This is a genomic window from Paenibacillus lacisoli (genome assembly GCF_030580655.1).
Lineage (GTDB): Bacteria > Bacillota > Bacilli > Paenibacillales > Paenibacillaceae > Paenibacillus > Paenibacillus lacisoli.
This window is the reverse complement of the sequence record NZ_JAUQTB010000005.1, coordinates 220,947-244,908: the sequence shown is the minus strand read 5'-3', so window position 1 is coordinate 244,908 and position 23,962 is coordinate 220,947. Positions and strand designations below refer to the sequence as shown.

Below are 23,962 nucleotides of genomic sequence, written 5' to 3'. Positions count from 1 at the left end.
TACACTTTGTATGAGGCCACTTCAAATATAAATAGACCCAACTACAGCAGATAACGAAAGGTGGAGTACCATTTGAAAAAGCCATTACAGCAAACATGGGATCTCGAATCCATTTTCCCGGGAGGATCCTCCTCCGAAGCATTTACCGCTTTTCTGGATCAGCTGGAACAGGACCTTCGACAACTGCTGGCCCAGGTCAAAGCAGCACAACCACCGCAGAATGTGAAGGAAACCGAGAGCTACGACTCCATCTACGATCTGCTTCAGAGCACAATGACTCGTGCCAGCCAGGCGGGTGCATTCGTCTCCTGTCTGACTGCGCAGAATCAGCATGATAAGAAAGCCGTGCAGCTCAGCGGCCGGATTTCCTCCATCTATGCCCTGCTCAAGAGTGCGGATGCACTGCTGGACAACCTGCTGCGCCTGACGCCGGACGATGTATGGTCCGCATGGCTGGAGCGCAGCAATATCAGACCGATTGCCTTTGTCCTGAACGAAAGCCGGGAAAAGGCTCAGGATAAAATGTCTCCCGAAATGGAAGGTTTGGCCCTGGATCTGGCTGTGGACGGATATCATGGCTGGAGCGAATTTTACGATACGATCGTGAGTCATGTTACGGTAGCTGTTGAAGAGAATGGCGAGGTCAAGCAACTGTCCGCAGGCCAGGCTGCCAACAAGCTGGATGATCCGGACCGTGAAGTACGCAAGGCCGTATTCGCCGAGTGGGAGAAATCCTGGGGCAAAGCAGGCGAATATGCTTCTGATGTCCTGAACCACCTGGGCGGCTTCCGCCTGAAGCTGTACGAGAACCGGGGCTGGGAAGATGTGCTGAAGGAGCCGCTGTCGATTAACCGGATGTCGCGCCAGACGCTGGATACGATGTGGCAGGTTATTAGTGATGCTAAACCGATGCTCGTGAAGTACCTGCAGCGCAAGGCGGAACTTTTAGGTGTCGACAAGCTGGCCTGGTATGATGTGGAAGCGCCGATCAGCAAGTCGGTGAGCAAAGTAACTTATGATGAAGCTGCTGAAAAGATCGTAGACCAGTTCCGTACATTCAGCCCAAGAATGGCTGACTTTGCAGTAACGGCATTCGAGAAAAACTGGATCGAGGCCGAAGACCGTGACGGCAAGCGACCTGGCGGCTTCTGTACCTCGCTGCCATTGACCAAAGAGACCCGGATCTTCATGACCTATGCCGGAACAGCGTCAAACGTATCCACCCTTGCCCATGAGCTGGGTCACGGTTATCATCAGCATGTGATGGATGAACTGGAGCCGATGAATCAAGGATACGCGATGAATGTGGCAGAGACAGCTTCGACTTTTGCTGAAATGATCGTTTCTGACGCGCTTGTGAGAACGGCAAAGGACGAGCAGGAAAAGCTTGCTCTGCTGGAAGATAAAATTCAGAGAAGTGTAGCATTCTTCATGAACATTCATGCCCGCTTCCTGTTCGAGACCCGTTTCTATGAGCAGCGCAAGAAAGGTCTGGTTGGCGCAGACCAACTGAATGAACTAATGGTTGCTGCACAGAAGGAAGCTTATCTGGATGCGCTCTCCGAATACCATCCGCATTTCTGGGCTTCGAAGCTGCATTTTTATATCACGGGTGTACCGTTCTATAACTATCCGTATACGTTTGGATACATGTTCAGTGCCGGCATCTATGCCTTTGCACAGAATAACGGCTCCGGCTTCGCTGCGAAGTATGATGCTTTGCTGCAGGATACTGGCCGCATGACGGTAGAAGAGCTGGCACAGAAGCACTTGGGAACGGATCTGACGCAGCGTGATTTCTGGCAGATGGCCGTTGATCTGGTTGCATCTGATATTGAAGAGTTTCTGGAATTGACAAGCAAATCATAATGGAATCAAATGAGACCCTTCCGGTAATGTCGGAGGGTCTTTTTGTCGACAGAATGTTGTCGATAATGATTGAAAAAGATCGGAATAGGAGATGAACAAGCGGTATAAATATACATTTATAGGGATTATCACCCAATTTTACCTTGATTTGTTGATAGGTCCTGGTTGTTGGCTTATAATGAGTCGTAAGCACTATATATTACTTATTATAACTAGGAGGAATGACATGCTTGAGATGGATCAACTTTCATTGGAAAGACAGTTGGATCTCGTTTTTCGGCAGTTAGATGACGAATTAGCGGGTTTATCGTCAGGAATTGTATTTGTGCAAATACGTAATAACGTCATCGGCAAATTTGGAATTCGACATAATCCGATTGCAGGACGAGAAGGTAAGCTTGCAGAAGCCGAGCCTGGATTGACTGCGCAGCAGCGAGCTTCGTTCAGGCAGATGGCGTTAGGGGCGTTAACCTTCAAGCGTTCATGGACTCATGGTGAGATTGCATATGACTTTACTATTCGGCATGACATGATCGTGGTGGATGCCACTCTAGAATCCAATTACAATATGGCCAGTCAAATGATCCGTTATCCCCGGCATACATATCAGGATAGAAACTCCGAATTATCCTAGTTCAGCAGGTAAAAGAGTGAGTAGATTAAAAAGAGCCTTCCGGTGGAAGGCTCTTTCTTATGCTTTAGTGCATTACGATAAACTTAATATTACTGGTTGGAACGACCGGAAAGCTGCTGCTCTGCCAGTTGTACCAGACGTTTTGTAATATAACCTCCCAAAGAACCAGTCTCACGGGAAGTATAGTTACCGTAATAGCCGTCTTGAGGAATCGTTACACCCAGCTCTTGAGCTGCCTCCATCTTCAATTGTTGGAGAGCTGCATTCGCTTGAGGTACAACCAGATTGTTGGAACGGTTACCGCGTCCGCCTTGTCCTTGACCTGCTTCGTACATGTGTGTCACCTCCTTTGGCTTTGTGAGGTTAGTATGGATTGGAGACTACAAAATATGCGCCAAAGGAGGAAGATTCGAAATGGTAAATTACGGGGATCTACTCCGGATAAACCACTTCAATACGTGTATTCAGTTCAACAGTCTCTTCAGGTATCAGCCGGATCAGCCCTGTAAAGGCGTCATCCTGCGGTAGATTCGGAGCATCCGAGAGCCAGGTATACGGTTCAATGCAGAGGAATTGATCGCTTTCTCCCTTTGTGAAAAGAACCCAATGCTTGAAGGCCTGATCTACTGTATATATCACACCGTAACCGTCGTTACGAGTCAGGTGGGCAGCGGCAGTTCCCTCACCGGCACGGAGCAGGGTATCCCAGTTTCGGCCCTGCATGTTCATGCCGCTCTGAAGTGCCTCATATTCTCCGAGGGGAGCCAGCTCGCCGGTAGGAAGCTGCTGTTCATCCTGCTCGTATAGTCCAGCAACCGGAAGCTTAAGCGTCCAGTTCTGCGGCTCTCCGTCCAGCAGAAACCAAGTATGAAACCCTAGGCCGAAGGGAGCTGGACGATCTCCGAGATGGGTGACACGGAGCCGGTGCTCCAGGGCAGTTCCGTGCAGCGAGAACGTCAGCTCCAGCCGCAGCGGAGCTGGATACTGCTCCATCCAATGCGGGTCGTCTGCGGTCAGCAGCTCGGTGGTTATGCTGCAGCCGTCTTCATCTTCTTCAATATCACTGACGCACCAGGCCTGCGTACGATGCAGTCCATGGATATGATTATCGTTCGCCGTATTTTGGACAAACTGATAGTCGACACCTTCATAATTAAAATGACCCTTGCGAATCCGGCCTGGCGGAATCAGCAGCGGAACACCAAAGTGATATGGCTTCTGCAGATAGAAGGCCAAATCCTGTTCATCCGGCGGGCGAACGACATGTCTTTCTTTTATTTTATCCCAGATGGCGATGACATTGTTGCCTAGTCTGGGCAGGACAGTGACTTCCAACTCGTGGCTATGTAGTATGTAAGTATCGTAACCGTTCCACTTCCCTTTGGTCACTTGTTTCATATCAGCTTGGCTCCTTTTTCCACAGATCAATTCACAGATCAATGATCGATTTTCTCATCATATCATATCAGATTGAGGCACCTCGGTACAAAACGATTTGACATTACCATTGGCCGGTTTTATCATAAACGTAATCATTCAAAGCTGCAAATGCGATGACAAGGATAAGTAGGCCATGCCTGTTTCCTCCAGAAAGCCGGTGGTTGATGCGAACCGGTGGAAACGCATGAGTTGAATGGCCCTTGGAGCGCCGAGTTGAACGGGATTTCCCCCAGTAGGCCGGCCGGTTATTCCACGTTAAGGAATTGAAGGCTGTTCGCCCGGATCTTCCGTGTGCGCACAGCGAATAAGGGTGGCACCACGGTCTCACGTCCCTTGCGGACGCGGGGCCTTTTTGCGTCTCTATACACCTGTAACACGTTAACTTGACCAACCAGGAGGAAGATGAACGATGAAAACTGTACTCTCCGGCATTCAGCCCAGCGGCAAGCTGACTTTGGGCAATTATATCGGCGCTATGAAAAATTTTGTGCGCCTTCAGGAAGATCATCTCTGCCATTTCATGGTGGTGGATCTGCATGCGATTACCGTGCCTCAGGATCCGGCAGACCTGCGTGAGCAATCGGAAGCTGTGGCGGCGCTGTTCCTGGCTGCAGGCATTAATCCCGAGAAATCAAATGTATTTCTACAGTCCCATGTACCGCAGCACGCCGAGCTGGGATGGCTGCTGACGACCCTCACCTCGATGGGGGAGCTGGAGCGGATGACGCAGTTTAAAGATAAATCATCCGGAAAGGATTCGGTAGGCGCCGGTCTGTTCGTGTATCCAGCGTTAATGGCTGCCGATATTCTGCTCTATAACGCCGACCTGGTTCCGGTAGGCGAAGACCAAAAGCAGCACCTGGAGTTAACACGGGATCTTGCTGGCCGGTTCAATCACCGTTATGGCGATTACTTCACCATTCCTGATCCGTATATTCCAAAAGTTGGCGCACGCATTATGTCCCTGGACGATGCCTCCAAGAAAATGAGCAAGAGTAACCCGAACCCGGGGAGCTTTATTGCCCTCCTGGATGAACCTTCCGTGATCCGCAAAAAAATCAGCCGTGCTACGACAGATTCCGGCCGTGAAGTCCGCTTCGACCCTGACGAAAAGCCGGAAATCAGCAATCTGATGAGTATTTACAGCGAATGCTCTGGACTCAGTCTGGCCGATATCGAGGCTCGTTATGAGGGCCAGATGTATGGCACCTTCAAGAAGGAACTGGCTGAAGTTGTTGTATCCGCACTTGAACCGCTGCAGCAGCGCTATCGCGAAATTCGCGAATCCGGCGAGCTGGCAGGTATCCTGAGCCGTTCCGCGGAACGGGCAGAAGCCGTTGCAGCCAAGACTCTGGCAGAAGTCAAAGATCGTATGGGCTTTGTACGCAAAGGGAACTAGACAAGATTACAATGATCTTGCCCGGATACTAGGAACGGGAGCGTCTTCCTTTGATGATGAATCCCCACCCTATGTTGCCCACGGCCAGGATCCCCAGCACAAAGGGCAGCCAGGCAGAATAGCTGATGGAAATAGCGGCTGCAGTCAGCAGCACGATCGATGATACGGCAAACCAGAGTGACAAACCTTTGCTCATGGGAAAAACCTCCAATAGATTAGATAGTCGCATTAAGTATAAGCATCCGGACAACGGCCATAATAAGCTTGCAAGCTTGCACTCCACTAACAGACAGAGGTTTGAAAGGAGATTGTGAATATGGCTAGACGTTCTAATAACTTGCAGGTTCCTCAGGCTCTTGCCGCGCTGGAACAACTGAAATATGAGGCTGCTCAAGAGCTTGGCATCACGATTCCTCAAGACGGTTACTATGGCAACATGGTATCTCGTGAAACAGGTTCCCTGGGTGGATACATTACCAAAAAATTGGTTCAGCAAGCCGAGCAAGCGCTGTCCGGTGCCGGTCGTACGCTGTAATCACCTTATCCTTATCGGGTTATAAGCCCGGGGCCCTTCGGCTCCGGGCTTTGCTGTTCTTTCCACCCATCGCCGGCCTGACCATAACCTGACAGTTTAGAATGATTGTGCCTGATCCAGCTGTTATCGTCAAGAGGACGCTTACATCTCAAGCAGGATACATAACCAAAGAGCCCGGCCAAACGGCCGGACCCGAGATTAATCTATTAAGGATTAACCAGTATTTTCTTTTCCATCTTCTCCTCACTCAGCCAGCCGACATAGGTATTAATCGTTTGATAATGCAGGTCCATGGCGATTACCGCGACAAAAGGATACTGCCGGCGATGCCGGTACCGCACATCCCCCCATCGAACAATATATCCCCATGGCATTTCCTCTACTTCAGCAACGGCATACGAAGAAAAATAAAGAAAAGCCTGAATATCCGGGTGCGCTTTGGAGGCGTCCACGGCCGGATGCTGCACCGAAACGGCATGCTTGACCCATCTCAGATCCACACCTGCCAGATAGCCGATATCGTAGCTTCCATCCTCGTGCTTCTTGACGACATGCCAGCGCCGGTGGTGAATCGTTGGAATAACGGTATAGCGGTCACCGTTCCTGCGGTCAGTGTCATGACGCTGGATCCATCGGTGGACTGTGTAATGTGCCAGTGTCCGCCAGATATAATAAAGTCCGATGGCGATATAGAGTGTGGTGAAAATGACAGCCGGCTGCCCCAGACCAAATGCCCACAGCAGGATAGCCACGACATGAGCAGCAAAGATCCATGGATCAAAAATATGAATGATATTCCAGGAAATCCACTTCGATGTGAAGGGACGCATGGCTTGGGTGCCGTAGGTGTTAAAGACGTCGGTAAAGACGTGGAAGCATACGGCAACAGCGGTCCACAGTGCGATGTGCCAGTAATCCATCCTCATGAAGAGCAAGGACAACAGCCCGGAAATCAGCCCGATCCAGATGAACCAGAAGGGGACGGAATGACTCCACCCGCGGTGATTGCGGATATAGACTGCATTATTTTTGAGCCGCAGCAGTCCGTCAAAGTCGGGTGCCTGTGACCCGAGAATCGTGGCAGCCATCACGACTGCCGCCAGTTTTGGGTCCGCTGCTACAGCCGGGTCGGTATAGGCAAGTCCGGCAAGTCCAATCCCGATGACAAAGTGAGTCGCAGTATCCATGATGCGTGTCTCCTTTTTGATGAGCATAAATGGTTAAACAGGACATAAGTAAGTCCCTACTAGTATCTACCCCAAAACAGAGGATTCAGACATCGCAGATGATCTGAAGTTTTCGGAAGAGAAGCCTGTTTATATCTTGCTGAAAATAAAGATTAAATACAGTGACTTTTATTCGTATGCTGCAGCAGGAGGATATATAATGTAATCCTCCAATCCAGCCTTTTCAAGCTGGGCAATCAAATATTCGTCCGGTGTGCCCTCAACGCCGGCATACCCCCGCCGGGTGTAAATGTGTACAGCGTCCGGAAAGGCGTCGCTTAAGACACCACGGATTTTTTTGCCTGAGCTGTCGTTGTCGAGAAACAGGTAAACTTCTTCACCGCCCACCTGTTTGCGCAGGGTGTCCAGCTTTAAGGAATTCAGCGTTCCAAAGGTGCACAAAATATGTACTTCGGAATCAACGAGCCGGCGGATTCTGCTGCGATCGTTCTTGCCTTCAACGATAATGAATATGGACACAAGATCCCCTCCGCTGGTTAAATGGACTCGGATTTTAATTCATAAATACCTGCAGTGTGATGGATCGAACACCGGCCTGCGGCGAAATACATCCATTATGCTAAATATTTATCTATATAGTGTAGCTCGAATCCGATATAACATGCAAAATGGCGCAGCTGCTGCAATTAAAGGCATTTCAACAGCAAAAGGCCTGCGATCCGCAGGCCTTTTGCTTATTAAACCAATCTGGAGGCGGGTTATCAGCAGAACCAGGCAGCTTGCACAATGATAACCAGCAGTACGTAAAGAACCAGGATCATTCCGGCAGATGAATAACCAGTCCCTCCGCAGGCTGCAGGTGCAGCGTAGGCCGGTGCAGCGTAACCAGGGGCTGAATAAGACGGTGCGGAATAGGCTGGAGCCGTATAGACTGGAGCCGTATACGCCGGAGCTGTATGCGCCATCGGTGTTGGTCCGCATCCGCAGGATTTATATTCACTCATCGTAACACCCCGCTTTCAGATAAGATCATCGAGCACACAGTATCTTATGAAAGAGGGCTAATGACGTACCGTGCATTCGCCTATAGGGCGGGTATTTATTTATGCCTGACGGGAGACAGGGAGTGTCACCGGTTTAACGGCGCGGTGGCGGGGCAGGAAGAGCAGACCCGTCATCAGAATCAGGAATGCAATAAAATACGGCGAGAACCCTTCCCTTAACTGGCCGGCTGCAATGGGGCCCAGAAAGGAGCCGATGGACGTGGCAATGGAATGCAGTGCGAATGTCCGTCCCAGCTTACCGCCGCCCAGCGAGATAAACATGGAGGCCATAGCAGGGAAAACGATGCCCTTGGACATGCCCAGGACAAACAGAACGGCCTCCAGACGGATGGACGGCAGCGCAGCCAGCATATAAAAGCAGAGGGCCATGACCAACACAGACAGAGCAATACGAAGCAGCGGCGAATACTTGTTAATGAACAGCATGCTGAGCGTAAACAATGCCCCGAGACTGATAATAGAAAACAGCAGGCCGGTCGAGAGAATGGTCGAATTTCCTCCTTCACGCAAGGGGAGTTCGTAGAACAATATGCCTTGCGCGCAGGCGATGGTCAGCGGCAGCAGGTAATGGCGCCAGGACAGCATTCTTCTCCGCTCGGGTTCTTGTTTGGCCAATGCGGTGGAGCGTGAAGGCTGAGCTCCGGCCAGCTGCTGCGGAATGGTGAAAAAAGCCATGATTCCCGTTACCAAAAGAATGATACCCAGGGTACGGAAGGTTCCGGAAAACCCGAAGCTTGCCACGATAAAGGCGCCGGCAGCTGGAGAAACCACGGATGCCAGTGTATGAACAACCCCGTGACCGGACATATACTTGCCCTGTGTCACCGGGTTCGCTGACAGCTGGGCCAGGAGCGCAAGACAGGCAGGCGAGAGAAACGCCAATACGAAACCGCTGATGGAACGCAGCAGCAGCAGTTCCCAGGGAGACTGTACATAGGCCTGCATGATCAGTACAATTCCAGCAGCGGTCAAGCTGAACATGATATAGCGGCGGCTGCCGTTGCGGTCGATACGCGGCCCGGCCAGCAGGTTTCCCGGCAGGTGGGTCAGAGAATAAATACCCATCATCCAGCCGATAAAGGTCGGTGCTGCACCAAGCGATACAGCGAACGGTGTCAGGATCGGGTATTGGGCATGCAGGTCAAAAAACGCAATAAACAAAAATAAATACAGCCAGATGGCGGTCTTCACGCTGCACCTCCTCAGCCAGTATAGTTACGAGACAAGACCCTCTTCCTACTTGTACGCGGCCGGTTGAGGGCTTAGACCTATTTTTGCCTCGGGGGTACTGGCTGACATGGAAAGAGGCAATCATGTATAATCAAGAGGATTGTGGATAGGGAGTGTGAGAAATGGATATTAACGTATGGAAGGATTTTATCCAGCAGAACTGGCTGGTGATCCTGGTCGCTTTAATTGTAGTGTTCATCGTGCTGAACCTGGTGAAGACTGTCGTGAAGTGGGCTATTGTCATTCTGATTGTAGGGGCTGTCATTGTATACAGCGGGATTTCACTGGAGCAGATCAAGAATACCGTGACTGACGTAACGGATCAGGCGGTCGGGACGCTAAAGTCAGAGGCCATGACAATGATGCTGAAAGAAGCGAAGGATGCAGCTTATGTACCGGGCGCTGACGGGCAGTTCGTTATAACGAGCCCGAACCTGGAAGTAACCGGCAGCCAGGGCAGTGATAAGGTAAAGGTCAAATTTCGCGGAGTCTCCGTCGGCGAATGGTCGCTTGATAATGAGACACTCCAGTCCTTCATTCAACAGGCCAAACAGCATACGTCATCCGGATCTTAGAATATAAATGCCTAATAACCACCAAGACATCTTAGAGAGGGGGCGACATCTGCATGTTTGCAGGCTGGATGAATAGCCTTATGAATCTGAATGGCATTACAATTCTGATTATGTGCATATTGGCGCTGTCGCTGCTGCAGGGCTGGTGGAGAGGAGCATCGCGCTCTGCTGGCGCGCTGCTGCATCTGGTTGTTGACGGTATTTTGACGATAGCAGCGCTCTTCTGTGCAGTCGGTACAGCCATGTGGCTGTCTCCTTATGCTGCGGACAGACTTCAGGCTTATACAGCCGCGCTGCCTGCTCAGCAGTTGAGCTCTTGGCAGGAAATCTACTATACGATAGTTAGTGCCATCGCTAATTTTCCGCTGCTGCGGTTTGGTATCCTTTTCCTGATCTCGTACATGATCATTAGGGGACTGCTGCGTCTTGCCAGCGATCTGCTCATCAGCAGAAAAATTAGATCCCACGCTGCCGCCGAAGGGCGGCCGGGACTGGTCAGCCGCCTGGCCGGTGCAGGGATCGGCACCCTGATTGGGGCTGCAAGGGCCATATTTGTCATTGCGCTGCTCTTCGTCGGTGTAAGCTTGTATCCGAACAGTTCATTCAGTTCTTATATACAGTCTTCCCCGGTCTACAAGCAGGGGGCGCAGTCTGTCATCGAGCCTCTGTCCGGTACTTTCGTAAAGGACAAGCTGCCGGTATTCACCCAAGCAGTGGAGAAAGAAATGAACGGCATTCTGCAGCAAAAATACGACATCATTGACCGTCATATTTCTTCGGATATTCAACAAGCGGCTGCTCAGGTTGCAGGTACAGGCGGCAGCGACGAAGAGAAGGCACGCAGGCTGTACGATTGGGTCGGATCCCGAATCAGCTATGATTATGATAAAGTGACGAATTACGAAGAACGCGGAATCTGGCATGAGCAGAATCCGCAGGAGACGTTTACTACCCGGAAAGGGGTATGTATCGATTATGCCAGACTGTATGCCATGATGGCCCGCTCTGTAGGGCTGGATGTAAGAGTAGTTACCGGGCTAGGGTACAACGGACAAGGCGGATATGGTCCCCATGCCTGGAATGAGGTTTATTTGAGTCAATCCAAGCAATGGGTGCCGCTGGATCCAACCTGGAAGCAGAGCGGAGACTGGTTTAATCCACCGAACTTTGCTCAGACCCATATCAAGAACCAGACCGTATAACAGGATAGAATTTAGACAGGCGGGCCCATGAGGGCTCGCTTTTTTATATTTAGGTACAGCATTCAACAGCCAGACAGCTGGCAGGTAACGAAAATGAAAACTTTACCAGTATGGATATGATAAAATTGGGAGGAGTTGTGAGAATAATAACAATCATGGGAGTTGAAGGGGTGATCTAGGGACGTGCTTCATTGGTTCAGACGAAATCAGCCGGAAGACCGGGAGGCCCGGCAGAAGAGACAGCTGTTAACCCGGGTTAATCTGTTGTTCTTATTCGCTTTTGTAGTATTCGCCGTCATTATTGTACGTCTGGCTGCACTCCAATTTGTTCAGGGCAAGGACCTGGCTCTGGAGGAGAAGGGAAAGAATGTCAAGAACGTTCCGCTGCCTCCTGTCCGGGGACCGATCTATGATGCATCAGGTGTCAAGCTGGCTTATTCAACGCCTACCCAGTCACTCTATATTACCTTACACAAAAATTACAGCAGCGCTAACGAAAAAACGCTGGAAAACCGCCCTGAGATTGAGCGGATTGCAGAGGATATCGCAGCAGCCTTCAAGACCTACGGCAATGCTGCTGCTGCAATGGCTACAAGCGAGATTATAGATGCTATGGATCTGGAATATACAAAAGCAAACGGCTTTACACCCCGTCGTATCAAAAAAGATCTCAGCCCTGAGGAGGTCGCTTATTTCCTGGGACATAAAACCTCTCTTCCGGGTGTAGATGTCGTCGAGGAGAGCATAAGGCACTATGACCCGGATACAGTGGCTGTGCAGGCAGTAGGCTATATGAAAAAATTCAACGGCAGCCAGGATATCCAAAGATACAAGGAAGCTGGCCAAAATAATAATACATTAACACAGCCTGAGCAATTCTATGGAGATCTGGAGGATGTCGGGGTGGACGGGCTGGAGCTTCAGTATCAGGATGAACTGAGAGGGCTCAACGGGTACAAGCAGGTTCAGATCGACGGCCGGAATATGATTACTGGTATTGAGGATACACAAGCCCCGGCGAAGGGACATGGTATCGTTTCAACGATCCACAAAGGGATTCAGTTGAAAACCGAGCAGGCGATCATGGAGCAGTTGAATTGGCTCCACACTCATCCTGTATCAGGTGAAACCCATAAAAATGCCGTAACCGGATTTGCGGTAGCCATGGAAGTGGATACAGGCAATGTAGTGGCGATGGCCAGTATGCCGGATTATGACCCGGCGGTGTGGAGTTCAGGTGAAAAGTCCATTTTGCCCAAGTATTGGAAGGAGGTAAAAGACATCTATCAAAATGGCACGATCAAGTCTTTCCCTTCCGGACAGATGAGAGGAAATCACCCTGAATCTGTCGTGCTGCTGGGCTCAACGATTAAACCACTGAGTGTTCTGATCGGGCTTAAGGAAGGACTATTCCGCACGGGAGATGTATATCAGGACCAGGGAATTGCCTATTTCGGGCGCAACGATTCGTCCAGCGTCAAAAACTCCAGCGGCCATGTACTTGGAGGGCTTACTCCATCAAGGGCCATTAAAGAATCATCCAATGCTTTTATGGTTGATTGGGTTGGAGAACGTTTGTATAACAAATATAAAGCGACTCCCGGACAGGGGGTCGATGTATGGGATAAATACATGAGACAGTTTGGTCTGGGCGGTTCTACCGGCGTGGACCTGCCTAATGAGTATTTAGGGTATCTGGAGTATAAGCAGAACAAAAAAGAGACTGCGCTGTCCAAGCTGGCCTATGCGTCTTTTGGTCAACAGGGAAGGTATACGGCCCTGCAGCTTGCCCAGTACACGGCCACCCTGGCCAACCGGGGAAAACGGATGGAACCGCATCTGGTAAGCAGCATCAAGGATGCCAGCGGGAATGTGGTCCGGACAATTAAACCGAAAGTGCTGAACGAGGTTCAATTCCCGGATGCTTACTGGGATACAGTGATCAGGGGGATGGCGACGGATGTGACTGCTTTTAATGGCTTCCCTTATGATTACGCCCGCAAGACAGGAACTTCCCAGCAGGACGTTGGAAAAGGAAAGCTGGTGGATAACGGGGTATTCATTGCCTTCGCACCGCGGGAGAATCCAAAGCTGGCCGTGGCGGTTATGATTCCGGAAGGCGGCTTCGGAGCCTACAGCGCCGGCCCGGTGGCACGCAAGATTTTTGAAGCCTATGATGAAGTGTACGGACTGACAGGAGTCCCGCGCTCGAATGCTGCCGGCGGTACAGCTGCTGGAGATAAATAATTAGTACGGTAAGGGCTGTTCTTCTCGTTTAATCCGAGAGGAACAGCCTTTTTATGCAGAAATGACGAAATTGTAACGAATAGGTTGGCAATAGGGGGGGGAGGGTGTGCTAAAATGGTGGATATGCCGTCGTTTACCGTCAGCAAGGAAGAGCATAAGGAGTGTGACACAAGGTAGCATGAGAAAATCCAATGCAGAGCAGGAAAAGGATAATGACCTGGCGGGCCGCCGGCGTTTTACCTTTCGGATCAATCTGTTCTTTTTTAGTTCTTTCATTATTTTCACTGTCATTATCGTCCGGTTGGCTATATTGCAATTTGTTGAAGGCCCGCAGCTGAAGCAGGAGGAATCGAGCAGTGTGACCAAATCTGTGCCGCTGCCGCCGATCCGCGGGACCATCTATGATGCGTCCGGAACCGCCAAGCTGGCATACTCTACACCGGTTCAGTCGCTGTATATCACATTGACGAAGAATTACAGCAAGCAGCTGGAGGACCAGCGCAAGCCGGAACAGAAGCTGATGCCGGAGATGCAAGCTATGGCCGCCAAGCTTGAAGCTGCTTTCAATAAATATGGCAATCCGAACGCTGAGAAGCTGACGGCATCCCAGATTATTGATGAGATGGACCTTAACTATACGAAAAGCAATGGCTTTACCCCGCGCCGCCTTAAGATGGATTTGAGCGAGCAGGAGATAGCCTATTTTATGGCCCACAAGGAAGAATTCCCGGGGGTCGAGGTGGTTGAGGAGAACATTCGTCATTACGATCCGGACACGGTTGCAGTCCAGACTATCGGATACATCCGCAAGTACAAGGGAGCCAGAACCTCGCTGGGCAAGTACAAGAACATTGAGGCCAATATGGTGAAGGCTGGTGTGAATCAGGACCCGGGGCTGGTATATCAAGAGAATGAGGACGTCGGTTTCGATGGTCTGGAGCTCCAATATCAGGATGCGCTGCGCGGCAAAAACGGATATAAAACGGTGCCGGTCGATCCGCGGAATATGCCGCAGGGGGTAGAATCGATCACGCCTCCGCAAAAGGGTTATGATATCTATTCCACGATTAACAAAAATGTTCAGGTGAAGACCGAACAGGCGATCATGGATCAGCTGAAATGGCTGCATACGAACCGGGTCTCTGGGCAAACGCATCCTAATGCGACTACCGGCTATGCGGTTGCAATGGAAGTGAACACGGGTAACGTTGTTGCCATGGCCAGCATGCCGGATTACGACAGCAATGTCTGGCAGTCGGGGAGCGTAGGAGCAGACGATTTCAAGCAAATTGCCAACGTGTATCAGAATGGTACGATTCGGCCGTTCAGTTCGGGCAGACCTGGTCAGCACCCGGAATCTGTCCTGCTGCTGGGTTCCACCATCAAGCCATTGTCCGTGCTGCTTGGCTTGGAAGAAGGTCTGTTCACAACCAGCACCTACTATCATGATAACGGCACAGCGTATTTTGGCCGGAATGACTCGTCCCGGGTTCGCAATTCGGGCGGTCATGCTTACGGCACCCTTGACCCCTCGGCCGCGATCCGTCACTCTTCCAATACATTTATGGTGGATATGGTCGGGGAACGTTTGTACAACAAGTATAAAAACATGCCGGAACAAGGAATTGATGTATGGGACAGATATATGAAGGAATTCGGACTGGGTGTCTCTACAGGTGTAGATTTACCGAACGAATATCTTGGCAAACTGGAGTACACCAATAAAAATGAAACGGCTCTGTCCCGTCTGGCCTATGCGTCTTTCGGGCAGCAAGGAAAGTATACGACGCTGCAGCTGGCCCAGTATGTAACTATGCTGGCTAACCATGGCCAGCGCCTGCAGCCTCATCTGGTGAGCCAAATTAAGGATGATAAAGGCAATGTAGTTCAGGCGATGAAGCCGAAGGTTCTGAATGAAGCCAAGTTTCCGGAATCTTACTGGAATGAAGTCATCAAAGGAATGGCAACGGATGTGGAAGCATTCCGGGGATTCCCTTACGATTTTGCGCGTAAAACCGGTACGTCCCAGCAGAGTGTTGGCGGCGTCCTGAAGGATAACGGGGTGTTTATTGCGTTCGCTCCCCGGGAGAATCCGAAGCTTGCGGTTGCGGTCGTTGTGCCGGAAGGCGGCTTCGGGGCCTGGAGTGCAGGACCGATTGCGCGTAAAATTTTTGACGCCTACGATGAGGAATACGGGCTTGACGGAGTACCGAAGAAAAACAAGGACAATGCCGAGGGCCAGGCAGACACAACAACCAATCATTAACAAGCAAGTGTATTTTTAAATCACGCACTTCTTATGTAATCGAACGAACGTGAGTAACGAAACACAGCTCACCTGACAACCGTCAGGTGAGTCTTTTTTATAGCTGCTCATTTTCCGGATGCTTCTGCAAACCGGTTGATATCCTGAATAAGAAGGGCCTCTTAAGGATGGGCGCCGTTTGGCTTGGTAGGGAAGAGTCCCATGTGGTAAAATGTCGTTGTGCTTGCGGCTGCAGGCATGAAACTCAGATAGATATATACCGTGTATTGGATCAGGTGTAATAGTACATAGGAGGAGAGGGAGAGACTGATGACAAATCCAAGATATAAATTGCTCGCTCTGGATATGGATGGAACGCTATTGACCGATGATAATGAAATTTCGGAGCAGACCGTCAACTGGATTAATGAAGCGATCCGGGCAGGTATTCATGTTTGTCTGTCGACAGGCAGGGCCGCCCGCAGTGCGCTTCCATTCGCGCAGCAGCTGGGGCTCGAGACGCCGATGGTAACCGTTAATGGCAGCGAGATATGGAAGTCACCACATGAGCTGTGGCGCCGGTCCCTGCTTGACCCGCAAGCCGTTGTCAGCATGCGTCAGCTGGCGCTGGAACATCGGGCATGGTATTGGGCGTATTCTTTGGATGAACTGTTCAATTCAGACCGCTGGCCGGAATCCATGGAAGGCCTGGAATGGCTGAAGTTTGGCTACGATACGCCGAACGATGAGGTGCGTCACGAGATTATTCTGAAGCTTCAGGATATGGGCGGTCTGGAGATCTCCAATTCATCTCCGACCAATCTTGAGATCAATCCGAAAGGCGTCTCCAAGGCGACAGGGATCGGTGAGGTCTGTCAGCTGCTGGGTATTACGATGAAAGAGGTTGTTGCTGTCGGCGACAGCCTGAATGATCTGGCTGTGATTCAGGCAGCTGGCCTGGGAGTAGCCATGGGGAATGCGCAGGAGCTGGTCAAGGAGAATGCGGATCTTATTGTTGCTTCCAACAATGAGGACGGTATCGTAGAAGTAATCCGGGATCATATTTTGGGATAAAGGGGTGTTGATATGGCCGTTCTGGGTTGGATCATCGTTATTGCCTTGTTCCTGATCGGTATGGCAGGGGCTGTATATCCGATTCTGCCGGGAGCGCTGGCCATTTATCTGGCGTTCTTCGTCTATGGCTGGTTCTTCGACTTTTCGCATTATAATGTCTGGTTCTGGATTATTCAGACCCTGATTGTGGTCGCGCTGTTCGTGGCCGACTATGTTGTCAATGCATGGGGTGTTAAGAAATTCGGCGGCTCTAAGCTGGCGACGACCTTAAGTACGATCGGTGTCATTATCGGGCCGTTTGTCATTCCGGCTTTTGGCTTGATATTGGGGCCATTCATCGGAGCTTTTATCGGGGAAGTTATTTCCGGATCCAGTGTGAATAAAGCTGCTAAAGTCGGTTTCGGCTCGGTACTGGGCTTGTTCACGAGTACGGTGATGAAATTTATACTTCAACTGGTGATGATTATTCTGTTTATCCTTTGGTTGATCTGGAACTAAATATGAATGGAGGCTGCCGGGGCGGATGTCCCGGCAGCCGTTATGTATCCTGCTGCACGAGCTGCAGGGGAAAGAAGGGACTTTATTTTGTCTAAAAAAGAATCATTTATCAAAGGAACACTGATTCTAGCAGCTGCCGCACTGGTGGCGCGGGTGCTGGGTCTGGTGCAGCGGGTTCCGCTGGAGCATCTGCTCGGGAAGGTCGGCAACGCTTCCTTCACCATCTCGAACAACGTTTATCTCATGCTGCTGACGGTAGCGACCGCCGGGATTCCGAGTACGCTCAGCAAGATGGTGTCCGAACGGTATGCGCTGGACAAGCCGGCGGAAGCCCGCAGGGTGTATCATGCGGCACTGCTGTTCGCGGCTGCCATGGGAGTCATTATTACAGCTGTACTCTATGCCGGAGCCCCTTATTATGCAGAACATGTGGCGGGCGTGCCTGAATCTTCCCTGGCACTGCGTGCGCTTGCACCGGCTCTGCTGCTGTTCCCTGCGATTGCCATGATGCGCGGATATTTCCAGGGACGCAATAACATGACAGCCGGTGGTATCTCCCAGATTGTTGAGCAGATTGCCCGTGTAGTGACGGCGATTTTGCTCGCGCTGATCTGTCTGAATCTCGGTTATAGTGACAGCCAGGTAGCAGCCGGCGCTTCCTTCGGGGGAGTACTGGGCAGTATCGGTGCGATGGCTGTCATGCTGTACTACACGTTGAAGCTGCGGCGTCAGGACCGACGTGAGCTGCTGGAAAGCGGAGGAGCTTCCGATCTGCCGATGCTGGGCATCTACAAGGATATTTTCAAGCTGTCCATTCCCATCGTGCTGTCCTCTCTGGCGGTTCCAGCCGTCAACTTTATCGATACCTCGATTATCGTCAAGCTGCTGGAGGATCAGATTGGAAATCTGCAGGCCACTGCCCAGCTGGGTATTTTGGGCAGCCGTGCCCAGAGTGTGGCGGGGATTCCGCCGATTCTGGCTATTGCGCTCAGTACATCGCTGATCCCCGTTATTTCTGCAGCCTTTGCCCGCAAGGATGAGGTCCATCTGCGCAGCCAGGTCACATCGGCGCTGCGGATAGCCATTCTCACGGGCATGCCGATTGTACTGGCATTAGGCGTTGCTTCATATTCCATTAATGGTCTGCTTTTCAGTTCACTGGATGGCAGCGGCATTATAGCGACATTGACCTTCGGTACGATCTTCCAGATCACGATGATGACGTCGAATTCGATCCTGATCGGGATGGGTCTGCCGCGAAGATCCATGATCAATGTGCTCATCGGGATTATCGTCAAGGTGGCAGGCAGCTGGCTTTTGGCACCGGTCTTTGGTATTTATGGCATTATCGGTTCGACAGGACTCTGTTTCCTCGTCATCACACTGCTCAACCTGCGGGTGTTGAAGGGGATCGTAACGTTCTCTATTCTTGGACAGCGCTGGACCGGCTTCCTGCTGTCGGTTCTGCTCGCCTGCGCGGCCGGTTACGGGCTGAATCAGGCAGGCATTCTGCTGACTCATGTGATGCCAGCCCGGATCGCCTTCTTCCTCGTCTGCTGCGCAGTAGGGCTGCTGGTGCTCGTTCTGTACCTCGTCCTGCTCGTGCTGCTTCGCGTCATCCGCAGAGATGAACTGGGCAGTTATCCTCGCATCCTGCAGCGTGTGCTGCGTCCATTGATGCGTCTGCAGCCGCAGCGGCAGCTGAACCGCTAATCTAATGAGCTAATGGTTTGATGATGGCTTTTCCCGGGTGAGGCCGTCCGCTAGGGCGGCAGCATCATGAAGCCAGGCTGTCTTCATCAGCCCGAAGCGGTGTTTGTGGCTGATTTCAAACAAGTATGGACGGCGCGGCCGATGAAGGTGGGATAACGCTTTTCCGTCCTGAAACCAGTCATACCGCGGGATAGGTTCATACGGCGTATCGTTCCATACAGCCTTAAGTACAGGGCTGTACAGCCGCCGGCCAGCTTGAAGCCACTCCGTCTGGGCAAGCGCTGCACTCTCCTCTGGAGAGTACAGCGCTTGTTCGCGTTCCGGGGTGAAAAGACGCGGCCAATACTCAGCGCGCGAGCCTTCGTGAGGCACACGGCGCGCGAATGCAAGCGCACGATCCAGTACTTTGGCGTGACCAAAGAGCATGGCATAGAGGCTCTTGCCAAATTCGATACGTTCGGCAAGCCGGGCGAAACGTTCCAGCACCAGCCCGGCCAGCCCCCCATCCTGCTCGAGCGGAAAAACGACCTGATTAAGCTGGACCCGGTCGTGGGCTTTAAAGCTGGCCGTATCCAGCACATGCTTCCGGAAGTAAGGGTGATTAACGACCCTACCTTCAATATAATTCTGCTCATTAATGATGAGCGCGACGGTCAGCACCGAGCTTTCACGCTGGGTCCAGAAGCGCTCCCAGACCGGTTTCATAAAGGCAGACACATGGAAATACGGCAGCAGGTGAAAGCAGCTCCGTCCCAGCCGCCGGCTGTGCCTGTACAGCTGCAGCTGGGGATAAGCATCCTGGAATATCAGGGCATTGCAGCGTTCCAGTAGTCGATAGAGTGCTTCACGCTGCTCCTGATCCAGCACGCCGTCCATCAGCCCTCCCTGCAGATCCGTCATGTTATAACCGCCGTTCCGGGAGACAAAATGGGCGAGCAGAGACCAGTGAAGTTCGGGATAGGTCTCATAAACCTCCAGATATGCAGCCGTTCGTGTTGTGTTGCTGCGGTTCTCCCGGATCAGATCAGCCTCGATTTGATTCACGATATCCTGGTCCTCCTGACAGGTCAGCGGTGACTTATGCGCAGGATGCCGGTTGCCTGCCGGTCCAACACCGTCAAACCCATGCGGCAGCAGGAGTTCCAGCTGCTGCAGGAGACTGTCTGCACCTGCCGCATTCCAGTCAAGCGGCAGATAGGGCCATCGCAGGGAACGTGAAGCTTGCCAGCTCGCCCGTTCGCCGCGAATGACCTCCAGGGCGGAGCGGGGAAGCTGCTGCAGCAGCCGGGCGGCCCCCTCCAGCGGCTGCAGCACATGATTTAGCCAAGCCATGCTTGTTCGCCGTCCTTTCCAACCTGCTCATGACAGGCGCTATAGAAACAGTATGGCTCAAAAGTTTGACTTCCACTCGGTATTCTGCTTCACTTATAGCGTAGATTGACTTACATTTGGTTAGCTTTGTGCCTGTTTTATAAACTTTGCTGCGAAAGGATGAGATCAAGCATGGAGAAGATTACACATAAGGAACAATTCAATGCCGCGATACAGGCCCCCGGCCTGACAGTAGCCGTATTTAAAGCCGACTGGTGTGGAGACTGCCGTTTTATCGATCCGTTTATGCCGGACGTAGAGACGTCCTACAAGGACAAGCTCAAGCTGATTGAAGTGGACGTGGAGCAGGCTGAAGGGGTTAGCGAGGAGCATAATATTCTGGGAATTCCCAGTTTTATTGCCTACAGTGAAGGCAGGGAGTTAATCCGGTACGTAAATAAACTGCGCAAAACAAGAGAAGAAATTGAGCAATTCCTTGATCGTGCCGTCGAGGTATATGGCGCTGTATCCCAATAAGCATCTGACCCGGAAAGGGCCGTGTTTTCCCAAGGGAAGACACGGCCCTTTTCTGCATCCAGCTGTGGTGTCATGGATGGGAGGACAGCAGGTTAGTCGTTCTTTTTTTGTCACAATAGCATCGGTGCAAGGCATGCTTTATCCGTTATAATCAATTTTAGATAAACATTTTGCAATCCATATTTTGCATACCTAAATCAGCAGAAGCGTGGTTCAGGCTGAGCCGGATGCAGAATTTTTGTAAAATGTCACCGCTGCATGTTTAGCCCCGGTAATTCGTGTACATTCTGTCAGGATAGACATGACTCGCGGATCCTACATCATTCCATTGCAAAGCAGGTGAATACGTTGTCTTCCAACAAAATCAAATATTTAAAATGGGTTGCACTTGCCACCTGTATCATCATGTTCCTCGCCACCTTCGGCGGCGGCGTCGTCACACGTACTGATTCGGGTCTTGGCTGCGGCCGCGAATGGCCGACCTGCAACGGCAAGCTTGTACCGGCCCACACGATAGCTTCGGTTATCGAATTCTCGCACCGTTCGGTCAGTGCGTTGGCAGGATTATTGTCCATTGCTTCATTTGTGGGCTTTTTGTTGTTCTGTAAAGGCCGCCGCGACCTGAAATTCTTCTCCTTCACCACTCTGTTATTTGTTATCATTCAAGGGATCATGGGGGCCCTTGCGGTCGTCTTTTCCCAATCTGCTGCCGTCATGGCGCTGCACTTTGGGTTTTCGATTATCGCCTTTGCCAGTGCCCTCATTATGACGCTCGGGGTATGGCAGATGGACAGAGATTATCGGAAGCCTACTGAGGTTATTCCGGTTACCCGCGGCTTCCGAAACTTGGTATGGGGCACGACGATTTATACGTATATTGCAGTGTATACCGGGGCTTTTCTGAGCCATGCGACAACGAACGGAATCAAGCTCTTTGCGGGTATGCCGCCGCTGTCGCTTCATCAGGCTGCTGCAGGGATTCTGGTCGTGCTGATTTTGGCGCTCGCACATGTATCCTACCGCCATCATCCACGTCATAAGGACATCCGTGTATTGGGTGTTATTACCGTTGTGCTCGTGCTGCTGCAAGGTCTGATCGGATTCAGCCTGCTGGCCGTAACACGTCCAGAGCTGTACATGTTCGTTGTACTCGGCCACATGATCGTTATTGCTTTGCTGTTTGCCGTACTGAGCTATATGAGCTACCGGGTATGGAGTCTCTCGCCACGCGCGGACAAGCTTCCACCGGCTGTTCATTCGTCCTGATGAGCCGCTGGGCTTTATGGCGAAGACTGTAATATAATAGACATTAGAAGAATCAGATAAAGTCCTTGGATCTTTCGAGGGCTTTGTTTGTTAGGAGGACATATTAGCGTGATTTATCAGAATCTGCGTCAATTTATAGAAGCACTGCGCAAGGAAAATAATCTGCAGGTCATTGAGGCCCCGGTGGACCCTTATCTGGAGCTGGCGGAGATTCACCGCAGGGTCATTGAGGAAGAAGGCCCGGCTCTGCTGTTCACGAATGTCAAAGGCACACCGTTTCCGGTTGTAACCAACCTTTTCGGCAGCAACCGCCGGGTAGATATGGCTTTTGGCCCTCGTCCGGAAGAACTGATGAAGTCGATTGTCGGAGCAACCAAATCGCTGGTGCCGCCTACCCCCAAAGCGTTATGGAATGAACGCGGTCTCATTAAGGATATGATGAAGATCGGTCTGAAGACGGTCTCCCAGCAGGAGGCCCCTATCCTCGGCGTGAAGCGGACCGAAGCCCCGCTAGCCCCGCTGCCCAAAGTAACGAGCTGGCAGGACGACGGAGGGCCTTTCATTACCCTGCCGCTCGTTTATACGGAGAAGCCGGGTCACAGCAAGGACCACAATCTCGGGATGTACCGAATCCAGATTTATGATGATCAGACGACAGGGATTCACTGGCAGATTCACAAGGGCGGCGGTTTCCATTACCATGAAGCCGAGCAGCGCAGTCAGGCACTGCCAGCCACGATATTCCTCGGAGGTCCTCCTGCGCTGATTGCATCGGCTATCGCGCCTGCACCGGAGAACCTGCCGGAGCTGATGCTGGCCTCGCTGATCATGGGCGGCAAGCTGCCTATGGCAGAGGATCCGCTGGGCGGCCACCGGATTCCGGCAGAAGCCGAGTTCGCGATCAGCGGAATCGTGCCTCCGTTCGAGCGTCGTCCGGAGGGACCTTTTGGCGACCATTTCGGCTACTATTCGCTGCAGCATGACTTCCCGGTATTCCATGTGAAGCATATGTGGCACCGCAAGGACGCGATCTATCCGGCGACCATCGTCGGTAAACCGCGCCAGGAAGACTATTATCTGGGCGAATTTCTGCAGCGTCTGCTGTCACCGGCATACCCGATGGTGATGCCGGCGGTTCATTCCCTCTGGGCTTATGCCGAAACTGGAGTTCACGCGCTTGCAGCAGCCGTCGTTAGGGAAAGCTATTCCCGTGAGGCGCTCGTCTCTGCCTTCACAATTCTAGGCCAGGGCCAGCTGTCGTTGACCAAGTTCCTGATGCTGACAGATCAGAGAATGGATCTCTCGAATTTCACACTTTTGCTTGAAACCATCCTGGAAAGGTTTAACCCTGCCACAGATTTGTTTATTTTTAATCATACATCCCATGACACGCTTGACTATACAGGACGTAAGCTGAACCATGGCAGCAAAGCTGTACTGCTCGGCGTAGGTGAGCCGGTTCGCGAGCTTCCGCGCCATTATGAAGGCGGGGATCTGCCGGGAATCAGACAGATCAAGCCTTACTGCGGCGGCTGTCTGGTCGTTTCCGGCAAAAGCTATGAAGAGGACCCGGAACTTGCGCCGCTGCTGGTGAAGCATTTGTCAGGCAGTGATACCCCTTGGCCGCTGATCGTAGTGGTGGATGATGCTGAAGAGGTCGTGAAGACACAGAAATCCTTCCTTTGGACCGTCTTTACCCGTTTCAATCCTGCAACGGATATGTATGCTGATTCCGAAGTGGCACTGCATCATCTGAACTATAAGCTGCCGATCGTGGTGGACGCTCGAATGAAGCCAGGATACCCGGACGAGGTTATTCCGCGCGAGGATATCGTCAAGCTGGTGGATGAGCGGTGGAAGAGCTATTTTGCCTGAGCAATGTAATGAGTCATGAATTCGTGAAGCATGGGGAGAACTTTATTTAAAAGGGGGTCAC

22 protein-coding genes and 1 other annotated feature are annotated in these 23,962 nt (G+C 51.6%); of the genes, 14 read left to right on the top strand and 8 right to left on the bottom strand.

The window, feature by feature from the left end; all coding sequences use genetic code 11:
• The first annotated feature begins 72 nt into the window (after positions 1–72).
• Together Q5741_RS11795 and Q5741_RS11790 are read left to right on the top strand one after the other, a co-directional pair.
• The gene (locus Q5741_RS11795) at positions 73–1,869 is read left to right on the top strand and encodes a M3 family oligoendopeptidase (protein WP_305024291.1); all 1,797 of its coding nucleotides are present in this window, start codon (positions 73–75) and stop codon (positions 1,867–1,869) included.
• A 226-nt stretch (positions 1,870–2,095) separates the two neighbouring features.
• Complete coding sequence (locus tag Q5741_RS11790) at positions 2,096–2,503, top strand: O-methyltransferase (protein ID WP_305024290.1); 408 nt, start codon at positions 2,096–2,098, stop codon at positions 2,501–2,503.
• 89 nt (positions 2,504–2,592) lie between these two features.
• Here Q5741_RS11790 and Q5741_RS11785 read toward each other — a convergent pair whose 3' ends face one another.
• Complete coding sequence (locus Q5741_RS11785; protein WP_305024289.1) at positions 2,593–2,838, bottom strand: alpha/beta-type small acid-soluble spore protein; 246 nt, start codon at positions 2,836–2,838, stop codon at positions 2,593–2,595.
• A gap of 97 nt (positions 2,839–2,935) precedes the next feature.
• Positions 2,936–3,901: an aldose 1-epimerase gene (locus Q5741_RS11780; RefSeq protein ID WP_305024288.1), complete on the bottom strand. Its 966-nt coding sequence runs from the start codon at positions 3,899–3,901 to the stop codon at positions 2,936–2,938.
• Positions 3,902–4,047: 146 nt separating this feature from the next.
• Positions 4,048–4,280: a binding site (T-box leader), on the top strand.
• Positions 4,281–4,352: 72 nt separating this feature from the next.
• On the opposite strand from Q5741_RS11780, the gene trpS reads away from it, so the two are divergent.
• Complete coding sequence (gene trpS, locus Q5741_RS11775; RefSeq protein ID WP_305024287.1) at positions 4,353–5,342, top strand: tryptophan--tRNA ligase; 990 nt, start codon at positions 4,353–4,355, stop codon at positions 5,340–5,342.
• Between the two features lie 28 nt (positions 5,343–5,370).
• Here the strand turns inward: trpS and Q5741_RS11770 are convergent, their stop codons facing one another.
• Positions 5,371–5,538, bottom strand: coding sequence for a hypothetical protein (locus tag Q5741_RS11770; RefSeq protein WP_305024286.1), 168 nt, complete (start codon positions 5,536–5,538; stop codon positions 5,371–5,373).
• 120 nt (positions 5,539–5,658) lie between these two features.
• Between Q5741_RS11770 and Q5741_RS11765 the strand changes: the two genes are divergently transcribed.
• Positions 5,659–5,877 (top strand): alpha/beta-type small acid-soluble spore protein, encoded by a 219-nt coding sequence (locus Q5741_RS11765; RefSeq protein ID WP_305024285.1) that lies wholly within the window; start codon positions 5,659–5,661, stop codon positions 5,875–5,877.
• 206 nt (positions 5,878–6,083) lie between these two features.
• Here Q5741_RS11765 and Q5741_RS11760 read toward each other — a convergent pair whose 3' ends face one another.
• The 4 genes from Q5741_RS11760 to Q5741_RS11745 form a co-directional block, all read right to left on the bottom strand.
• Positions 6,084–7,064 (bottom strand): metal-dependent hydrolase, encoded by a 981-nt coding sequence (locus Q5741_RS11760; RefSeq protein WP_305024284.1) that lies wholly within the window; start codon positions 7,062–7,064, stop codon positions 6,084–6,086.
• Positions 7,065–7,232: 168 nt separating this feature from the next.
• Complete coding sequence (locus Q5741_RS11755; protein WP_305024283.1) at positions 7,233–7,583, bottom strand: toprim domain-containing protein; 351 nt, start codon at positions 7,581–7,583, stop codon at positions 7,233–7,235.
• Between the two features lie 242 nt (positions 7,584–7,825).
• The gene (locus Q5741_RS11750; protein WP_305024282.1) at positions 7,826–8,068 is read right to left on the bottom strand and encodes a hypothetical protein; all 243 of its coding nucleotides are present in this window, start codon (positions 8,066–8,068) and stop codon (positions 7,826–7,828) included.
• A 99-nt stretch (positions 8,069–8,167) separates the two neighbouring features.
• Positions 8,168–9,319 carry an MFS transporter gene (locus Q5741_RS11745; protein ID WP_305024281.1) on the bottom strand — a complete coding sequence of 384 codons (1,152 nt, stop codon included), beginning with the start codon at positions 9,317–9,319 and terminating at the stop codon, positions 8,168–8,170.
• A 161-nt stretch (positions 9,320–9,480) separates the two neighbouring features.
• On the opposite strand from Q5741_RS11745, the gene Q5741_RS11740 reads away from it, so the two are divergent.
• From Q5741_RS11740 to Q5741_RS11710, 7 genes are all read left to right on the top strand, one after another.
• A complete protein-coding gene (locus Q5741_RS11740; protein WP_305024280.1) occupies positions 9,481–9,933 on the top strand; it encodes an ATPase in 453 nt (150 codons plus the stop codon).
• A 53-nt stretch (positions 9,934–9,986) separates the two neighbouring features.
• Positions 9,987–11,135, top strand: a complete 1,149-nt coding sequence (locus Q5741_RS11735) for a transglutaminase domain-containing protein (protein WP_305024279.1) — start codon at positions 9,987–9,989, stop codon at positions 11,133–11,135.
• Between the two features lie 183 nt (positions 11,136–11,318).
• The gene (locus tag Q5741_RS11730) at positions 11,319–13,382 is read left to right on the top strand and encodes a peptidoglycan D,D-transpeptidase FtsI family protein (RefSeq protein ID WP_305024278.1); all 2,064 of its coding nucleotides are present in this window, start codon (positions 11,319–11,321) and stop codon (positions 13,380–13,382) included.
• Between the two features lie 178 nt (positions 13,383–13,560).
• Positions 13,561–15,648, top strand: a complete 2,088-nt coding sequence (locus Q5741_RS11725; RefSeq protein WP_305024277.1) for a peptidoglycan D,D-transpeptidase FtsI family protein — start codon at positions 13,561–13,563, stop codon at positions 15,646–15,648.
• Positions 15,649–15,957: 309 nt separating this feature from the next.
• Positions 15,958–16,701, top strand: coding sequence for a Cof-type HAD-IIB family hydrolase (locus tag Q5741_RS11720; protein ID WP_305024276.1), 744 nt, complete (start codon positions 15,958–15,960; stop codon positions 16,699–16,701).
• Between the two features lie 12 nt (positions 16,702–16,713).
• Positions 16,714–17,199, top strand: a complete 486-nt coding sequence (locus Q5741_RS11715) for a DUF456 domain-containing protein (RefSeq protein WP_305024275.1) — start codon at positions 16,714–16,716, stop codon at positions 17,197–17,199.
• 87 nt (positions 17,200–17,286) lie between these two features.
• The gene (locus Q5741_RS11710) at positions 17,287–18,912 is read left to right on the top strand and encodes a putative polysaccharide biosynthesis protein (protein ID WP_305024274.1); all 1,626 of its coding nucleotides are present in this window, start codon (positions 17,287–17,289) and stop codon (positions 18,910–18,912) included.
• A 9-nt stretch (positions 18,913–18,921) separates the two neighbouring features.
• Here Q5741_RS11710 and Q5741_RS11705 read toward each other — a convergent pair whose 3' ends face one another.
• Entirely contained in the window at positions 18,922–20,244 is a 1,323-nt protein-coding gene (locus Q5741_RS11705) for a DUF2515 family protein (RefSeq protein WP_305024273.1), read from the bottom strand.
• Between the two features lie 159 nt (positions 20,245–20,403).
• On the opposite strand from Q5741_RS11705, the gene Q5741_RS11700 reads away from it, so the two are divergent.
• From Q5741_RS11700 to Q5741_RS11690, 3 genes are all read left to right on the top strand, one after another.
• Positions 20,404–20,760 carry a thioredoxin family protein gene (locus Q5741_RS11700; protein ID WP_305024272.1) on the top strand — a complete coding sequence of 119 codons (357 nt, stop codon included), beginning with the start codon at positions 20,404–20,406 and terminating at the stop codon, positions 20,758–20,760.
• 348 nt (positions 20,761–21,108) lie between these two features.
• A complete protein-coding gene (locus tag Q5741_RS11695) occupies positions 21,109–22,026 on the top strand; it encodes a COX15/CtaA family protein (protein ID WP_407074349.1) in 918 nt (305 codons plus the stop codon).
• Between the two features lie 108 nt (positions 22,027–22,134).
• Entirely contained in the window at positions 22,135–23,901 is a 1,767-nt protein-coding gene (locus Q5741_RS11690) for a UbiD family decarboxylase (RefSeq protein WP_305024270.1), read from the top strand.
• Positions 23,902–23,962: the final 61 nt, after the last annotated feature.

What these genes read in the sequence shown, in the direction of transcription:
- Q5741_RS11715 (WP_305024275.1), top strand. Translation starts at nt 16,714, where the DNA reads ATGGCCGTTCTGGGTTGGATCATCGTTATTGCCTTGTTCCTGATCGGT.
- Q5741_RS11765 (WP_305024285.1), top strand. Translation starts at nt 5,659, where the DNA reads ATGGCTAGACGTTCTAATAACTTGCAGGTTCCTCAGGCTCTTGCCGCG.
- trpS (WP_305024287.1), top strand. Translation starts at nt 4,353, where the DNA reads ATGAAAACTGTACTCTCCGGCATTCAGCCCAGCGGCAAGCTGACTTTG.
- Q5741_RS11705 (WP_305024273.1), bottom strand. Translation starts at nt 20,244, where the DNA reads ATGGCTTGGCTAAATCATGTGCTGCAGCCGCTGGAGGGGGCCGCCCGG.
- Q5741_RS11760 (WP_305024284.1), bottom strand. Translation starts at nt 7,064, where the DNA reads ATGGATACTGCGACTCACTTTGTCATCGGGATTGGACTTGCCGGACTT.
- Q5741_RS11785 (WP_305024289.1), bottom strand. Translation starts at nt 2,838, where the DNA reads ATGTACGAAGCAGGTCAAGGACAAGGCGGACGCGGTAACCGTTCCAAC.
- Q5741_RS11770 (WP_305024286.1), bottom strand. Translation starts at nt 5,538, where the DNA reads ATGAGCAAAGGTTTGTCACTCTGGTTTGCCGTATCATCGATCGTGCTG.
- Q5741_RS11750 (WP_305024282.1), bottom strand. Translation starts at nt 8,068, where the DNA reads ATGAGTGAATATAAATCCTGCGGATGCGGACCAACACCGATGGCGCAT.
- Q5741_RS11725 (WP_305024277.1), top strand. Translation starts at nt 13,561, where the DNA reads ATGAGAAAATCCAATGCAGAGCAGGAAAAGGATAATGACCTGGCGGGC.
- Q5741_RS11720 (WP_305024276.1), top strand. Translation starts at nt 15,958, where the DNA reads ATGACAAATCCAAGATATAAATTGCTCGCTCTGGATATGGATGGAACG.
- Q5741_RS11780 (WP_305024288.1), bottom strand. Translation starts at nt 3,901, where the DNA reads ATGAAACAAGTGACCAAAGGGAAGTGGAACGGTTACGATACTTACATA.
- Q5741_RS11700 (WP_305024272.1), top strand. Translation starts at nt 20,404, where the DNA reads ATGAGATCAAGCATGGAGAAGATTACACATAAGGAACAATTCAATGCC.
- Q5741_RS11790 (WP_305024290.1), top strand. Translation starts at nt 2,096, where the DNA reads ATGCTTGAGATGGATCAACTTTCATTGGAAAGACAGTTGGATCTCGTT.
- Q5741_RS11740 (WP_305024280.1), top strand. Translation starts at nt 9,481, where the DNA reads ATGGATATTAACGTATGGAAGGATTTTATCCAGCAGAACTGGCTGGTG.
- Q5741_RS11735 (WP_305024279.1), top strand. Translation starts at nt 9,987, where the DNA reads ATGTTTGCAGGCTGGATGAATAGCCTTATGAATCTGAATGGCATTACA.